General features: G+C 44.7%; 18 protein-coding genes. All 18 read right to left on the reverse strand.

Going from position 1 to position 16373, the window contains the following annotated elements:
- Positions 1–35 precede the first annotated feature (35 nt).
- Positions 36–653 (reverse strand): DUF6550 family protein, encoded by a 618-nt coding sequence (locus ACLTD4_RS22905; RefSeq protein ID WP_117634796.1) that lies wholly within the window; start codon positions 651–653, stop codon positions 36–38.
- 105 nt (positions 654–758) lie between these two features.
- The gene (locus ACLTD4_RS22910) at positions 759–1304 is read right to left on the reverse strand and encodes a hypothetical protein (protein WP_117634794.1); all 546 of its coding nucleotides are present in this window, start codon (positions 1302–1304) and stop codon (positions 759–761) included.
- Positions 1301–1705, reverse strand: coding sequence for a DUF4320 family protein (locus ACLTD4_RS22915; RefSeq protein ID WP_117634792.1), 405 nt, complete (start codon positions 1703–1705; stop codon positions 1301–1303). Before ACLTD4_RS22915 ends, ACLTD4_RS22910 begins: the two co-directional genes overlap by 4 nt.
- Positions 1693–2022, reverse strand: coding sequence for a hypothetical protein (locus ACLTD4_RS22920; protein WP_117634790.1), 330 nt, complete (start codon positions 2020–2022; stop codon positions 1693–1695). Before ACLTD4_RS22920 ends, ACLTD4_RS22915 begins: the two co-directional genes overlap by 13 nt.
- A gap of 28 nt (positions 2023–2050) precedes the next feature.
- Positions 2051–2923 carry a secretion protein F gene (locus tag ACLTD4_RS22925; RefSeq protein ID WP_117634788.1) on the reverse strand — a complete coding sequence of 291 codons (873 nt, stop codon included), beginning with the start codon at positions 2921–2923 and terminating at the stop codon, positions 2051–2053.
- A 5-nt stretch (positions 2924–2928) separates the two neighbouring features.
- On the reverse strand, positions 2929–3858 hold the full coding sequence (locus ACLTD4_RS22930) for a type II secretion system F family protein (protein WP_117634787.1): 930 nt from the start codon (positions 3856–3858) through the stop codon (positions 2929–2931).
- The gene (locus tag ACLTD4_RS22935) at positions 3855–5495 is read right to left on the reverse strand and encodes a CpaF/VirB11 family protein (RefSeq protein WP_117634785.1); all 1641 of its coding nucleotides are present in this window, start codon (positions 5493–5495) and stop codon (positions 3855–3857) included. Before ACLTD4_RS22935 ends, ACLTD4_RS22930 begins: the two co-directional genes overlap by 4 nt.
- Complete coding sequence (locus ACLTD4_RS22940) at positions 5489–6301, reverse strand: ParA family protein (RefSeq protein ID WP_117634783.1); 813 nt, start codon at positions 6299–6301, stop codon at positions 5489–5491. The genes ACLTD4_RS22935 and ACLTD4_RS22940 overlap by 7 nt, the downstream gene beginning before the upstream one ends.
- Positions 6302–7171 (reverse strand): Flp pilus assembly protein CpaB, encoded by an 870-nt coding sequence (gene cpaB / locus ACLTD4_RS22945; protein ID WP_412331581.1) that lies wholly within the window; start codon positions 7169–7171, stop codon positions 6302–6304.
- Positions 7172–7429: 258 nt separating this feature from the next.
- On the reverse strand, positions 7430–7825 hold the full coding sequence (locus tag ACLTD4_RS22950) for an A24 family peptidase (RefSeq protein ID WP_117634778.1): 396 nt from the start codon (positions 7823–7825) through the stop codon (positions 7430–7432).
- A gap of 1 nt (position 7826) precedes the next feature.
- Positions 7827–8171, reverse strand: coding sequence for a SpoVG family protein (locus tag ACLTD4_RS22955; protein ID WP_117634776.1), 345 nt, complete (start codon positions 8169–8171; stop codon positions 7827–7829).
- Between the two features lie 41 nt (positions 8172–8212).
- Entirely contained in the window at positions 8213–8425 is a 213-nt protein-coding gene (locus ACLTD4_RS22960; protein ID WP_117634774.1) for a DUF6133 family protein, read from the reverse strand.
- Between the two features lie 85 nt (positions 8426–8510).
- A complete protein-coding gene (locus tag ACLTD4_RS22965; protein WP_117623741.1) occupies positions 8511–10295 on the reverse strand; it encodes a UvrD-helicase domain-containing protein in 1785 nt (594 codons plus the stop codon).
- Positions 10292–12376: an ATP-dependent nuclease gene (locus ACLTD4_RS22970; protein WP_412331582.1), complete on the reverse strand. Its 2085-nt coding sequence runs from the start codon at positions 12374–12376 to the stop codon at positions 10292–10294. Before ACLTD4_RS22970 ends, ACLTD4_RS22965 begins: the two co-directional genes overlap by 4 nt.
- A 4-nt stretch (positions 12377–12380) precedes the next feature.
- A complete protein-coding gene (locus ACLTD4_RS22975; protein WP_117623743.1) occupies positions 12381–13049 on the reverse strand; it encodes an RloB family protein in 669 nt (222 codons plus the stop codon).
- A complete protein-coding gene (locus ACLTD4_RS22980) occupies positions 13039–14334 on the reverse strand; it encodes an AAA family ATPase (protein ID WP_117623744.1) in 1296 nt (431 codons plus the stop codon). The genes ACLTD4_RS22975 and ACLTD4_RS22980 overlap by 11 nt, the downstream gene beginning before the upstream one ends.
- Before the next feature lie 145 nt (positions 14335–14479).
- Complete coding sequence (locus ACLTD4_RS22985; RefSeq protein ID WP_117623745.1) at positions 14480–14869, reverse strand: DUF6262 family protein; 390 nt, start codon at positions 14867–14869, stop codon at positions 14480–14482.
- Positions 14856–16373, reverse strand: coding sequence for a tyrosine-type recombinase/integrase (locus ACLTD4_RS22990; protein WP_117623746.1), 1518 nt, complete (start codon positions 16371–16373; stop codon positions 14856–14858). The genes ACLTD4_RS22985 and ACLTD4_RS22990 overlap by 14 nt, the downstream gene beginning before the upstream one ends.

Here is a 16373-nt window from a genome sequence, read left to right on the forward strand (position 1 = left end):
GAACACCGCCGAAGCGGTGTCTCGTCACAATCCTTTTAATCCATAATGCCAATCTTATTTCCATTCTCATACATATCCTCAGCTACCGTTCCCTGCCCTTCACCAATCTCATCAATCCAGCCAAATCCCGGTACATAAATCTTCCCATTTTGTGTGTCTCCATACTGCGGCTCCCCAGCTTGTGTGGGTGCCTCGCTGGGCTGCACCACCTCCTCATGAGGCATGGCCTCCAGAGTACCTTCTACGGACTCTCCATCCGGCTTTTGGGTAGGATTTTTTAACACCTCTTCTGGAGGAGCAGTTGGTTTTTCTGGAGCCGGCTGCACAGCCTGTTCCGTCCGGTCCGTCTGTGCCGGCAGAGCCGCTGTTGGCTCCGTTGTCCCTGCTCTGGAAGGTTCCGTTGCCGGTTCGGTTCTCACCATGATATGCGGTTTGCTTGTCTCTGTTTCTTCCTCTGTTGTTGCTGCCTCTGTTGTCTCAGTCGGTATTACCACTACTGTCACCGCTTCCGTCTGTTCTGTCTGCTCCTCCGACTGATTGCCTCCCTGTGCCTTTCCTCTGAATTGGCTGCCGATTGCTGCAATCAATACAGCTCCCACGACCACGCAACCAAGGACAGCCAGCCGCCGCTTCATTCGCTCATTCAGTTTCATTGATTACGCCTCCTCATACTTTTATCTTTGTACGACATAGCATACAGTAACCCTCTCTAAAAGTCCAGCGACTTTTCCCATTCCCCCCTCTTTCTCCCCTATTTTTCAGAATACTTCAATATAACCCGCCTGTACCTTAATTTTCATCTTCATGGGAGGAAATGTCTTCCCTGCAAATCGCACCGGAACCTCCAGCCAGACCACGGCATCTGCTTCAAACCGTTGAGCATTTGCAGGGTCGGAGGGTGCCAGGGGTGCATTGCGGATTGTAACGTCCAGCCCAGTTATTTTGTACTCCAGGGCACCTCCGGTATATTTTACACGTTTTCCTCCCTCCCGCCGGGTTCCCAGAGTTTCACCCAAGTGGTAATAAATATCCCCGGTATCCACCGATTCCTCAAAGCCGTATCCTTCCGTATAATATCCTCCTGAGTATCCTTCCCGTACCCCATGATATACATTGGCATAGTTGTCATTTACCACCACAACCACTGCATCCTGCAGGGCTTCCTTTACCCCAGAGGCAATCAGGCTCAGACGGAAAAATTCCATGATTCCGCACAGAATCAAAAGGCAGGCCAGAGTCACCGCGATTACCAGAGGGAACGCAGTCCCACGTTTATCTTTCAAACACACCAGCCATTTTTTCATTTCCAATACACCTCAGACTTTCCGGTTGCTGCAGCCCGCAGGGTGACGGGGAAGGAACCAAGTCCTCCAAACAGCCCCAGATCATAGCGGCAGGTCAGCTGCACGGTTACTTCCTCATTGAGCTGAATCCGACCACTGGCTGACCAATGGATCTCGGGGTTAAGTCCTGTCTTCTCTCTGAGGGCAGCCGCCCTCCGGTTCGTCTCGTTCCCAATCTGGCCCGCAATCTCCGCCTCCCTGCAAAGCTCTGTCGCAAAGGTATCCAGCTGCTGTTTTGCTATAAATACTGGCAGAATCTTTACAGAAAGAGCAAGGACCAGCATCACACACAGGATTAAAACTGCCACATCAATGTACCCTTCCCCGTCTTGTCCGGCAAGTATCTTCTTTAAATGCGACACACCATTCCCTCCTCACTGGTTCTGGCAGGAATCACTTCCGGCTCATTTAATCGCGTCAACACATACCAGGTGCCATCCGCATGGTTCATTGACTTCACCTTCTGCTGTAAAAGTTCCTCCGCCTTGATTTGGACACATTCCCTCCAACTATAGGGATTTCCTTGGACGGCTTGACCCGCCAAAAGATTCCCTATCTGCTCCGGGACCAAATACACATATCCACCAGGCGTCATCATAAATACAGGTTCTTCGGGATGTCTCTCCAAAAACTCCCGCACCGTCCCAGTCGCTCCTGTCTCATTCTCCACGCTGCTCATGTCCTCGCGCCTCCATCTTTTTTCTTTTCTAAAACATACTTTCCATGGACTTTAGAATCTCAAATACGATAATCGCCAGGTAAGTGATAATAAAACACACCAGCATGAGGAAGCTGAACACACGGATCTTGTGCGGGATCTTCTGGGCTTCCTTTTTCAGCCGCTGCAGCTCCATCTGTTTGAAATCATGAAACAGCATTTGAAAATACATGGCCCCATCATCGCCGCGGAGCACGCCAATCAGCCCACGAACCACATCGGAGAACATAGGAGAGTTGAGCCTAGCCTCAAACCGGGTGAGCGCTGCCTCGTAACTGGAGGAGCGCATATCCGCCGCCAGGATTTCCAATTCATTGGCGAATTCTTCCCCGGCGTTCTTTTTATAGTTCTCCACAATGGACAGCACATCCCGGCTGTTCTTCAGTTCCTGCTCAATGGTTGACACAAATCGGGGCAGCTCGCCTTCCAGCTCTCCCCTCTTCTTCGCCAGCAGATCATCCGCCCGCTCCTGTTCCTTGAAATACACCATCACCGCCAGAATCACATCAATCACAGCCAGCAGCGGAAAGACCAGCAGACAGGGAATGACTCCCAGCAGCACAAGTCCTGCCTTGGAAATAACATAAGCCTGATATACCTCTGGCTCCATGTTCAGCCCGCTGGCCTTCAGAATATTCTTCTGCCGTCCCCGTTTATATTCATCCATGTGGATATAAGGCGCCAGCTTCACTGCCAGGGAAAGGAAGTACGTTTCCATGCTCTTTGCTGCCCTTCTGTTTTCCCTCCCTGTATTAATCATTGCCTTCGATGTCTTTAAATACGGCAGCCGGAGCAAGTCCGCTGCCAAGAAAAATAATCCGGCAGCCAGCAGTCCGCCAAAGCAAACCAGTAATCCAATCATCCCCGTCACCTCCTGTATTCCAGCGGCTTAGTCAGACGGATCACACATGCCGTGCTGACAAAGATAAGAGCCGCTGATACTGCCAGGATGATCTGTCCCACATAAGAAAACATCAGAGTCTCATACCAGCTTCGGTTTAAGAAATACATTAACGGGATATTTCCAATGACAAGGATCACCATGGTAATAAATTCCTTCCTGGGTTCCGTCACCAACAGCTCCAGCTCCGCATTCACGATCCGCATATCTGATAACTTGCTCACAATCGGCGTCAGCGTGGTCTTTAAGCTACGGTCATACTGACAGTCACACAGTGCATTACACCACTCCTCGAACACATCGTTCTCAATCCGCCCTCTCAGTGCCTGCAGCCCGGCTTCCACATCAGGATTCACCATCCGCACCTGGGTCGAAAATTCCTGGAACACGTTGCGAACCGGCGGATTTAAATAGTGCAGGTTTTCCTCCACCGCAGTCAGGATATCCTCATTTCTCAAATACGCTGTAGTAATGATAGACAGGGCGGTCTCCAGCTCCGCCGCCACGTTCTTCTTGTAATGGCCGGCCGTCAGCCGCACATACCAGAAGGGGAAGAACAGGAAGCCCACCGCCAGGACCGGGGCCAGAAAATAATTCCCCATCAGGATTGCCAGGGAGCCGCCAAGACAGAACAAGGACAGGCTGGCTGCACAAATCATGGAAAAACGGCTTTCCCGGCCCGTCATAGCCAGGATCTCCTGAGCTGTGCGGATTTCCCTGCGAAACACCCCCGGCTTCTTCCGGCTGGTGGCCTCGTTGATTTCCTCCTTTATCGTCCTGGGCTTTTGCATCAGAAAACCAAACAGGCCGTCTGTAAATTCCATCGGTTTTAATCCCAGAATCAAAAAAGCGCCGGTTATCATACCGGCACAGGCCAAAAGCTGCATCAATGTCATACATTCACACCTCCCCTCAATCGTTTCAGCGTCTCGCCCGGCATCCCGTTCTCCAACAGCCGTTTCGCCAGCCCGTCCGATATGGCATGTACCTGCTCATGGTGACCTTCAATGATGAATTTCCCGTCTTCCACCCGGTTTTCCGTGATCTTGTACTGGAACAGCGGCCGGTAGCTTCTGGTTCCATCCAGACGGATTTCACACTCTTGGATTTCCATCAGACGCCGTTCCCGGTTTTCCAGCTGTTTACAGAATGCCACGATTGGATAGGCCTCCGTCACATAGGATAGGAGAGTCTCATCGCTCATATCCACCGCACGTTTGCACAGGGACACCATACGCCGGTATGTGGCTTCACAGCTGTTGGAATGGATGGTGGTTACCACCGCCACGCCGGTCCTGGCCGCCTCCTGAGCCGCATTGGCCTCCGGCCCGCGCATTTCCCCCACCACAATAATATTCGGGTTAAACCGCAGCGCCATGTCCAGCAGGGCAATCTGATCCACCCTCTGGCGCTCATTCTCACTGTCCCGGGTCAGGGTATGGATGACGGAATTCGTTACCACACCTTCCTTCTCGCGCACCAGAGCCAGCTCCCTGGAACCGCTCTCAATGGTGTAAATTCGCTTGTTATCCGGTATGGTGGTCAAAAGCCATCCGAGCAGTGTTGTCTTCCCAGAACTTGTCGCCCCTGCCACACAGATGGATATCCCATATCGCAGACACTCGGTCAAAAAGTCCATCATCGGCTGGGTGGCCGTTCCCCCGTTTATAAAATCTTCCTGCTTCATGGATTGTGGATTTACAATACGGATTGAGGCTGCAATCCCTACGTCCTCATCCACCAGCGGCGTTTTCATGGCTGCAATTCGGATGTTTTTGGATAGATGCCCCAGCACTGCCGGGCTGGCATTGTCCAGAACCATGCCGGACGTATGGAGCATACGGCGGATCACATTGATTGCGTGCTGAGGACTCTCAAAACGCTCGGTCAGTTTCTTCGTAACGCCTCCGGAATACTGGACTTCGATATCCCGCCAGCTGTTGACGTCAATCTCCTCAATCCCTGTCCCATACACATACTTGGTGAGGAAGGAGAACTCCGCCATTTCAGTATAAATGGTATCCACCAGGTCCTGACGGTCCATTCCCTTTACTGCAATCCGGTAGTCCTGCACATACTTGGTGATATAGCGCTTAATCTGATCCTTCACGTCCTCGCTTCCCTGGTCAATGATCAGCGTGGAATATTTGCTGGAAATGTACTCCTGCACTTCTTTTAAAACATCCGTAAATTCCCGGCCTTCTCCTTCTGGAGAAAAGAACAGGTTGTGGGCGAGCGGAGCCCGTACCTCGGAAAGAAGAGGTCCCCTATCATCTCCTGGCTCCTCTATATCATCTGATTCCTCTGGCTCCATTTCACCCGGGGCAGGCTGTTTTTCTGGCACAACTGCCTCGCTTTTTTCTCTCTGTTCTGATTTGTCCTTGTATTCTATTTCGCGTCTCTTGGAATCACTATATTTCTGCAGTTCTACTTCCTGATCATCACCAGCCACTTCTGCCATTGCTGCCGGTACACCAACTTCCTGCTTTGATCCCGGCCCAAATATATCCCCGGAGCGCTTTTCCCCTAACATCCAAACACCTCCCTGCTGATTGCTTCAATCGCCTTTCGGAACCCTTTACTCTCCCGCAAGGATAGATCCGCCAGAAGATCCCCGGCCAGACTCTGCGCCGCCAGTTCCGCACAATACGGCAGCTTAAATGTCACGCTTCCAAGCACCTGCTCCACATGTTCGCTGGCCTCGTTGAGCTTGATGTTGCTGGCTACCTTGTACTGTTTATCCGCATCCCATTTGTTGTCCCGCAGCAGGGGCAGCTGGCTGGAAAGGTAGCTGATACTCTTCAAATCGCAGTTTACCAAGCGGAGAACCGCATCGGCCTCCATCAGAGCAATGGCCGACAGGATATCATTGGCAATGTAGCTTCCACAGTCGATGATCACATAAGGGGCCATTTCCCGTAGACACGTAATCAGCTCTGTTGCCTGCTTCGCGTTGTAAGGCGGATAGGTATATTCATTCTCTCCCCGCAGCATCCCCATCAGGGTCAGGTAGTCATACTTTTTATGGGTAATCAGATTGTGGCGGACCAAGGATTGTGTCACCTGGGCTGCCGCCAGCACACTCCCCAGGGAATGTTCACATTCAAGGTCTGCCGGAGGGCAGATACAGGGCAGCATGGGAGCCGTCATATCACAGGTCAGGAGGACCACGTTCCGCTTCTTTCCAGCCAGGTACCTTGCCAGCTTCACAGCCACTGTGGATTTACCGCTTCCCGGACTCCCCCAGACCGCCAGGATCTGATTCCCCGGCTCATCCACGAAGTCCTCCTGCGCCTTTGCCGAGCGGTCGAAAATACTTCCTTTTTTGAAATTCAGCATTTACTCCACCCCGCTCTCGCTTTCTGCGGTTGCCCCTGTCTCCTCTCCCTGTACTGTTTCTCCACCGGCTTCTTCTACTGTTTCTGTTTCTTCGGTTCCGCTTTCCTTCTCCGTATTCTCTTCCGTTCCCTCACCCTCTGGCGGATATAGTTCTTCCAGTATGATTTCCTGGGCCTCCACAAACTTCCGGGCATTTTCCTTTGTCCCCCGGTACACCAGGGATAAATGCAACTTCCCTTCCGCCTCCAGTTCCGCAAGAACCTTTCCCTGCTCCGGTGTAACCAAAAGGGTCACGGTTCCCGGCAGTTCTTTCTCCGTCTCCTCATCGCCCCGTTCCCCGGTATTGGCGTCATATCCGCTGTTTGCCGTTACTGCAATAACCTCCACATACTGCAGCTCCGGCGGAATAATTGTAGAACCCTGCTTTCTAAAATCCGGCGCAATCACAGATACAATGTCACCACTGATCAGTTTTCCGGATAACCCATTGGCAAAGGCCTTCACACTGACAGAAATGGCCTGCTTTTCCCCATTCAGATTATAAAGATATGCATTCTCCGCTGCCGGTTCCTCCGCCACCTTGGAACGGACGATATAGTCACCAGGAGCCATATCCGCCGATGCATACTTGCCAATCACTTCATCCAGATTGTGCACAACAGACTCCGGCAGGTTGTAAGCTCCCACCTCCACGGATTTCACCATATCCTTTGTGATCTCATCCCCAATCCAGATGTTTTTTGTGACCCGGACAATCTCTGTTTTCTCGCTGATCGTCCGGTTAAACATCGGCGTGATTGCAAAGCAGATCACCAGGGACAGTACAATGCAAAGTAAGCCGATCACGGTTCTGTTCTTAAAGAAATTCATATCTCTCTCCCTTCTTCTCTATCCTTGGACCATACAAAATTCAGCTGTCTCGGATATTACAGGGCCATCTGCCTTCTCCTCCAGTTCAAACGGTTCATAATACATGGTGAATGCATTGGCTCTCTCAATTTCCATATTGATTCTCCTTACCTTACTGCAGATAAATCTGCCTTTTTTCTGAACCGAAAACAGAAAACACTCACACAGCCAATCAGTACAAACAACCTAAGAACCCTCTTCTTCATTTTCCAACTCCTCCTAAATATAATAGGCGGCAGCGTATCCAATCGCCAGGAATGGAGCCATTGGATACGCAGAGCTTACCTGCTTTCTGAAAAACAGCAACACGCACTTTGAGCACATATGAAACAGAAGCTGAAGCATTAATCCTACTACCATTCCCATCAAGGCACCCGGCAGTCCCAGCACAAGGCCGCAAGCTGCAGCCAGCTTCACATCTCCGCCGCCGATTCCCCCTTTTACTGCCGCTACCAGGAAAAACAGCGCTGGAATAAGCCCCAACAGACATTCCGGTTGAGCGTGCATAAGGAAGAGGGCGGCGATGCCGCCGCTCACCCAGTCCGGAATCTCCCGCCGTTTCAGATCCACAAAGGCAGCGGCCAGCAACAGATAGAGAAACAGAACTCCCTGCACCCTACATCTGTAGGCTCGGCTGTTCCCCGGCCTGTTCCGCCGCATCCGCCTGAGTAGTGCCAGTCTGCTGGGCAACAGACTGCTCCAGCGCCTGCTGATAGGCCGATAACACTGCATTGTGAAGCTGTTCCCGGAACTCTGCCGTTACCGGGAAACACACTTCCTTATATCCTTCCGTTGTCTTCCGGCTGGGCATGGAAACAAAGAGTCCACGCTCTCCTCCATCCACTACTTTGATCCCCCGGATTCCAATACAACTGTCGATGGTAGCGGATGCATATCCCCGGATACTTCCCGCCTCTCCTGGCGGGTACATGGATGTAATCCTTACGTCTACAGTAGGCATATAAAGTTCCTCCTTCTTTCTTTATCTTTCTGCGTTTTTTGTCAGCCTGCATAGTTGAACATCTCGGTAATGCGCCGGGACAACGTGGGTAACACATTTTCAGAGAATAATGCGTACAGACCCGCCAGCAGCAAAGCACCGATCACCACAGCCATCAAGATTTTGATGGCTTTTCTGAACCTTGAACGTACACGATTGAGAAAATCTCCGGTTAGGTAGTGCCAGTAATTTGGTTGATAAATTGTTTTTGTCATTCTTTTTCCCCTCTTTCCTGTTTTTGTATATATAAAAAACACGACTGAATTTTTAGGTTCAATCGTGCTTTTTATCAAAATTATATTAATTATCATAGATCACATTTTTGTTGTAGAATAATTGCTTAGTCGGATAACAATCATAAGTATCCCAATTCTCACGGTAAGTCCTACCTTTTTCTGAAAAGAAATATATATTCTTTTTTGCTCTTGAAGTAATAACATACAGCAATTTTTTTGCCTCTTCATCCCTTTTGTTTTTTGCAATTTTTATATTTGGTAGCTTGCCGAAAAGTAATCCAAATGCAATGACAGTTTCGTATTCCTCACCTTTAACACTATGACATGTGCTTATAAGAACGCCTTCCTTTTCCTTAAACATTTTTCTAAATGTATCTATATTATCCACCAAACAAAACCGTGGTTCTCCGAGTCGATAATTCATTTTTTCAATAAAATCTTCATACTGTATTTTCAAATTTTCGTGCTCTTCAATATTTAATTTCATTGTTTCAAACAAACATTTTATACTGTTAATAATAAACAAACTTCCTTTATCATTTTTCTGTTTAGAATTATTTACCAGATTAAGAAAATCTAATTCAGTTAAGGTAATGGCATTAAAATTAACCTCTCCGTTTATTTTACTTATTATATCCGCTGCAATTTTTCTCCTATAACCAAATTTTTTCACATTCGGCTCTGTCAACAGTAATCTTGATATATTATAAAACAGGTTCATCGGATCTCTTTTAATTGGTGTTATATCTGGAGCATCAAACTTTATATCAGGCAGCCTGCTTTGTAGTTCAGAAGAAAACGGGTATAAAAGCCACCATGATGGTGCCAATACACAAATATCTTTTTCTTTTATCCCCTGCTCAATGTTCAATAAGATAATTCGTGCAATCTCATCATAAATATCAGAAGAAAATATATCTTTTTGATAACATATTATTCCCTTGTCATTTTTCAACTTTCCTCTTGCTACTATATCATATGGTTCAACCATAAATGGCGAATAAAAATCAACTATCCTCTGAGTACTCCTGTAGCATCCAATTAAAGAACACTCTTTGAAATCATTAAAATTAAATTCGTCATTTATCTCATCTAAAGTTTTTGCAATACCGCCCAAGGTTCCATAAATAGCCTGATTCGGATCACCAAAAAAATTAATTTGAATATGGTTTTTCGAATCAGCATTTGAAATATCCTCAATAATTGCATACTGTAAATCTTGTGTATCTTGATACTCGTCAATACAAATCATTTCTATTGCATCTTTAATGTATTGAGCCGCAAGTGGGGAACTTTGTAAAATACTATGTGATAATGCTAAAATCAATTCAAAATCTAATTCCGTGTTCTCAACTAATAACTGGTGATACCTTTTGATAATTTTTCGTTTCGTTTTGTCCGTTTCTATTAGCTTCAGTTCTCTTGAGTATCCTGTTTTTATATCTTCCCAATAAAAACGCTGACCACTTAATTGAATGATTTCTTCCAAATATCTCTGTTTTTTTCTTTCATCAGCAATTGTAAAACCTCTAGACAATGATAACTTATACACTTTAAAACGCCTCAAAATCCATTCCAGGCAGAACTGATGAATCGTACCAGCCCAGATACGTTCTGTATCTATTCCCAAGGCTTCTATACGTTCATTGATTTCTTCCGCAGCCCTATTTGTATAGGTAATGGCTACCAGCTTTCTAACACTATAAGGATTAAGTTCTACATTATGGGCTAATTTATATATTATTGTTCTTGTTTTTCCGCTCCCCGGACATGCCTTCACTAACAAATCAGATTGGTCAATACATATATTATATTGCTCATCATTTAACATGTTCTTATAATCTATCATTCACTAACTCCTAACCAAGTATTAAGAAATCTGATCGAGGACGTATTTTGTTCCTTTGCATCTTTTACCATCTCTTCATAATCAATTTTTTCTGATGTATTCAAGCCTTCAATTATCGAAACATCCGAAAACACTTTACCATAGTACTCCAATATGGCATGAATATAATTAACATTCTTTAATTCTTCTCTAGTCGCAAATACAATAGCATCCAAAATATACTGTGGTATGTAAAATTTAGCGTCGATTATTTCTGATAACAATACTGCGTTCCAACCCTTCCCATTTTTATTTGCTAACTTTAATGCAACATCGCCATATTTAGTTACATCTGCAGAATCAATACTTGAATTTTTTTCTTCTATCACTTTCTTATCCACATATGTCTTTTCAATTAATTTTTTTAAATAGCCCTCATTTCCTTTCACCATATCAACTTCAAATGTATTTTTTGAGAAAAATCCGTCTACCCATACATTATCCACATGCTCCTTTTCCAGTTCGGCCTTTCTGCTTTTTCCACGTTCATGTGCATTGTCCTGACTTCCAGCTCCAATAGGTTTAATTGGTTCATCCATGTCCGTTATTACTGCACATCGCTTATTTATACGTAATGGATTAAATAATTGATATATATTTTTAAAACCAACACTCCCAATATTTATTAGACTAATCCCCAGTTCATCTAATGTTAATCCTAAACACTTTTTGCACATAACTGGTATGAGTATCTCTTCAGCATCGCCTTCTACTAAAATAACACTTTTTGAAAAAAGCAACTCACTTCTCTTAGAATCCAAATATCTCTCTATATGTCGCACATCATTTTCATGTAATCCAAGTGCTGGCTGTATAACTCTACTATACCCATTTTCTTTTTTTAATATGTTCATTTTGCTTATTTTAGAAGCTGCGGATATATTATCAGAATGTGTAGTCATAATTACTTGAACGCCTTCATCTGCATTTATGCCAGTCTTATCGAACAATGACATTTGTATATGCTTATGCAAATGTGCCTCTGGCTCTTCAAATAATAATAAAAGGTATTTAGCTTGTATCTCGTCCAACTCTCGTATAAATGAATATTCCAATAATTTTAGCGCAATATATATAAGAATTGTCGAACCTAAACCCAAACTATCTAAATCAAATCCTTTCATAGTATTAGATTTAAGTTTTAAATTACGGAATATTTCCTTTATATCATCTGATACTTCAGACTTTAACACAATATCTGGAGAATATGTGTTGCCTACAGATTCTATAATTTTTCTGTTTATTCTCTTCCCCAGAGCATTGACTTCCTCTACACCACCTATAGCTCCATTTATATTTTTCACTAGAGCTCTAACTTTTTCTTTATCGCTCTCCTTTACTCTTGGCTCCAATTGCCGAAGCATCGTCATCAAAGGATTAAATTTTTGTTTCATATCATATACTGCATCTCTCAGAGCATCAATATATGTAAAGTCAACTAATTGCTTTCTTATAAACTCTATATTATTATGTTTTTCACTACCAACATAACCATATATTTTATCATCCAATTTTTCTTTTAGATTTGAATACCCCTCTTCAATCTTACCCACTATTTTTTCGTACTCATCATCATTCAAATAATCTATATCCGAACCACAAGTTACAAATGAAACATAATTGTCAATGGTAAGTGAATCCAATACATCTGAAAGCTTTTTTTCCGCACTGGCTTTTTCTATCTTTTTTCGGGTTATTGTATCAGGTATGCAAAACCAAGTCAAAGATCCTTCATTTTTGTCGCTGCCAGTAATATAACGTAGCATTGCCTGCTCTTCATTAGAAATATCCAATTCACCAAATCTTAGCGAAATTACAATAACATGACCTTTCCAGTTTTTTAAATAATCAGAAAACATCTCTTCAGTAATTTCTTTTTCATACCAATTCAAACGACGATCTAATATCAAACGAATAGCCTGCAAAGCATTCGTCTTTCCAGAATCATTTTCACCAATTATAACATTGACTCCTTTTTGAAAAACAAATTTAGCTTTATGAAAATTTCTAAAATTCCTAATTTGCATCTCTTTTAAATACATATGATTACCCCTTTATCTTTTGCAGTATCTCCGCCACCAACCGTTGCACCATACAAGCCGGCCACATCGCCGATGGCTGCTTCTTCCCATCGTCCACACACTTCTTCAAACTTCTTTCCGCCAATACAACCGCCTGCTCAAAATCACCATACTGTACCAGCTTGCGATAAACGTCCCTGTCGTTCTTATAATACTTCTGCCCAGTAACCTTGTCAAACTTGTCCGCAAACCGATCACAGCAAATATAAGACTCCCTGATTACAGGCATTTCTCCAAAATACGCATACATCCATATCTCAAAGCAGGGATTTGACCAGCCTGCATGTACCCCGTTTTTCTCGGCTGTCCAAATAATCTCATCAAATCCCTTCACCTGATCCCGGTCAAATACAATCCATGGTATCCGGTATTGTGACTCTTTTCCAACAAGCTCCAAAGCCTTTTTTACCAATTCTACCGTCTTGGCCTTCTCCACCTTAATAATCAACCGGTCTTTCAGTTCTGCCGGTATGCTGTCACGAAGTCCTTCAAAGTAATTCTTTTCCGTTTCTTCGGTATCTGTCACAATCAGATAATATCCCAGTTCCGGTACTCTCTGCCCCATCCGCTGATTCCGGTCTTTCCTCTTACCGGCCCTGCGGTCACTGGGCTTTCCTCCACTCTTATTCGCCATTCGTGCTCCTCCCCTTTAACATTTCCATAGGCCGGAGTGCAGGGATCGCGCCATAGCTGCCCGTCAGATAATTCTTCGCCAGCGCTTCATCCCGGCGTACCTTATTTCCATCCTCATCTTTAAAATCAGCAAGGGAATACAAGTCGGAAACCCCATTCTGATTCTTGTCCACCAGCCATATCTCATCTCGGCGCAATAGCTCATTGGACAACTGCCAGATGTCATGTGTGGTAAAAATCATCTGTGCATGGTTGGTATTGATGTCCGGCGATAAAAAGGTCAGTATAATATTTCTGACCAATAATGGATGAAGCCTTGCATTCAGTTCATCCACAAACAGGGTTCCTCCGTTATCAAGCACCTCCTTCAAAGAGGGATATAAAGCAAACATCTTCAAAGTTCCGCTGGATTCACTTTTCAACGGAATCGATTCAAATTCATTACAATCTGCCATCTTATGCAGTGCATCAATCTTATAACTGGGATCGGACTCTTTTTCAATTTCTCTCTGGACTTCCTCCACTTTAAAATCACAAATGGCATTATCAAAGGATGCAAAATAATTGACCACATTGCTCTGTATTTCCCTGCTGGTAGTAAAACCTTTCGGCAGTACCTGAGAGCGGAAAAAGTTCTCCGCAGGGTTACCAAAGTCCACAACTTCGTTGTTTAGGAACCAGTCCCTCACCTTTTTCAGTTTCGCTATTTTCAGCTTTGCTCCCAGTGATACAATCAGGGTTTCCTTTTCCAATGCAACCTTGATATTTTCAATACTGCTCTTGGGCAGCCCGTTTACCTCCAGTTCTTCTCCCTTTTTCCGGTAGAAAATAGTCTTATACCGGTTTCTGGCTGTCTTGGCCTTGGAATAAAACCATTCCTCCACCACCTCATCATTCTGCAGCGCAAACCCATACTGATAAATTTTTCCCGTATTCTCCGAATTATCAACAAAGAACACTTCAAAGGTTGATTCCTCACTCCTGCTCTTGCTGTCAAACAAAAACGGGCTTACCCTGATGTAATCCGAATCTGCTTTTTGCCTGCTATCGCTTTCACCGCCAAACTTAAACGATTCCTCCACATAATAGCTCATGAATTTAAAAGCATCGTAAATGTTAGACTTTCCGCTGGCATTTGCACCATAGATGGCCGCAACTTTCAACAGCTTATCGTTTGCCATCTCCACCACATGATCTTCATGCTCCGTAATCTTTGTAGCCGATAAATCCAGGGATACCTCATCCCGAAAGGATTTAAAATTTTTAAAGTTAAACTGTATCAGCATGGCACTCTCCTTCATTTCACACTCTTTTACGCTCTTAATCTTATTATATGCCATTTCACGAATAAATCAACATCTAACTTCGTTTTTTCTGTATTTAATTGTATATTTACATTTTTATAAAATAAAAGCTGCTGTTTTTACGCCACTATTTTCTTGCTTCACCCTGCATAAGAAGGAATATCCTCCCACGCAGTAACTCACACTCCCTTTCCAATTCCTCCTTCTCTGCGCGAAGCTCCTGTATCTTTCTATCCTTTTCAGCTACAATATCCGCCAATTTCTCTTTCTTTGTAATCTTCTTTGGCTCCTGCGTCTTTATCCCGGAATATCCATAATCCACAAGCAGTTCCCTGATATGTTCTTTAGAAAATACAGACCGTGAAAGCCCTGTGAACTCCACCAGTGCTGTAATCGTCACGCTTCTTCCCTCCGCCTTCAGTTCCCCAATCGCTCTCAAAACCTTATTGATTGACTGCTGACGCAAAAGCTCCTGTTTCTCAGTTAATTGCTTGGGTAGTCCTTTATTCCTTCCCATTTCCGTCCCCTCTTTCCAATTTTTCCACAACTGCCTTAAACCCTGCAGCTATTGCCATAAAATTATCTACAAGCTGTCTGTCACTCCTGAACTTCTCCGCTTTAGATTCCCAGTCAGCCGCCTGCTCCTTGAAATATGCCAGCTGCTCCATTTCCGGCACAAAATCCCTACAACTGATGCATTCCCAAATACCGCTCCTGCAATGAGTGACATCGGCACATACTCCGCCCGGCACCTTGTGGGCGCGGATATTTTTAAGCAATCTTGACTCTGTAACGGAATCCATGTTCAGAATCCTTCCTCCAAACAACACATATGGATTCTCTGTCTCTGTCTGATACTTCATTGGCTCTACTATCGTCTCCGGGAACAGATTTAGATGCGCATACGAGGCATAAAGCATTGCCGTTCCATGGTGTGCCGTCATCTCCGCAATTTGTGGCAGAGTAAACCCTGCCCTCAGCCGGTCCGTAACCCCATTATGGCGGAACTGGTGCGAAGTTACCACATACTCTGCTCCATTTTCATCCCGCACATCATATCTCCTGCAAATCTCTTTTAACTGATAGGATATATACGGCCATGATGCCACACTGTATCTGTTCTCTGAATACCAAGCGCCATTTTGCAGAATCTGTGACCGGTATGCAAACAGCGCCCCTTTCTTCTCTTCTGGCAGATAACATTGGTAAGACATTGCCATTATCTGTTGTTCCTGAATTAGAGCAATCAGATGTCCCCCCATTTCCTTATTCTCGATATGAATAGTACGCATGATTGGTTCTTTATACCCGCCATTTTGTTTCCACATAGGAATAAATAGACAGTAATGTCCGTCAAAAGGCTTGAGACATTCAATCTTTATACCCAGAATCTCCGATATCCTTGATGGGATAAGCCGCAGCAGCCAGTAAATACAGCGCGTTGTCACAGGAATATCCTTTTCCATAAACATCCGGTCAAGCTGCTTTGCTACATACTCCGGTATATATTTCTGATCTACAAGCCGCTTTGACTGATAGGGATTATTGTAAAAAGGATTGGGCAGTTTCATTTTTTCAAAATCATTCATTCGATTAAGAAAAATACCCACGGCTGACCAGATACTGCTTCTGCTACTTTCGCTGTAGCCTTTTCTATCCAAATATTCTTTAAACCGGGAAGCCGTTGTCACCTGAATTTCTGACAGTGAACTATCTGCCATAAACCGAAGAAAGATGGCAGTATTTCCCACGTTTCCGCAAACTGTCCCTACACCTTTCCCTTCCACTAACCGGATCAGTGCAAAATATTTCATCATCTCTCTATGCTGCTCTGGAACCATCGAAAAATAAATCGTGACCTTGCTCAGAAGCTGGGACTGATTTTTAAGCCGCTTCTCACAGATCCACTTGTCACTTTCAAAAGAAATGTTGTCAGATAAGCTGTCCAAAAAATCCCGATACCGCTTTTCCTCACATTTCCTGTAATACTCAATATACTCCTGTTTTGGTATCGCATTCAT

This window comes from Hungatella sp., assembly GCF_046966825.1.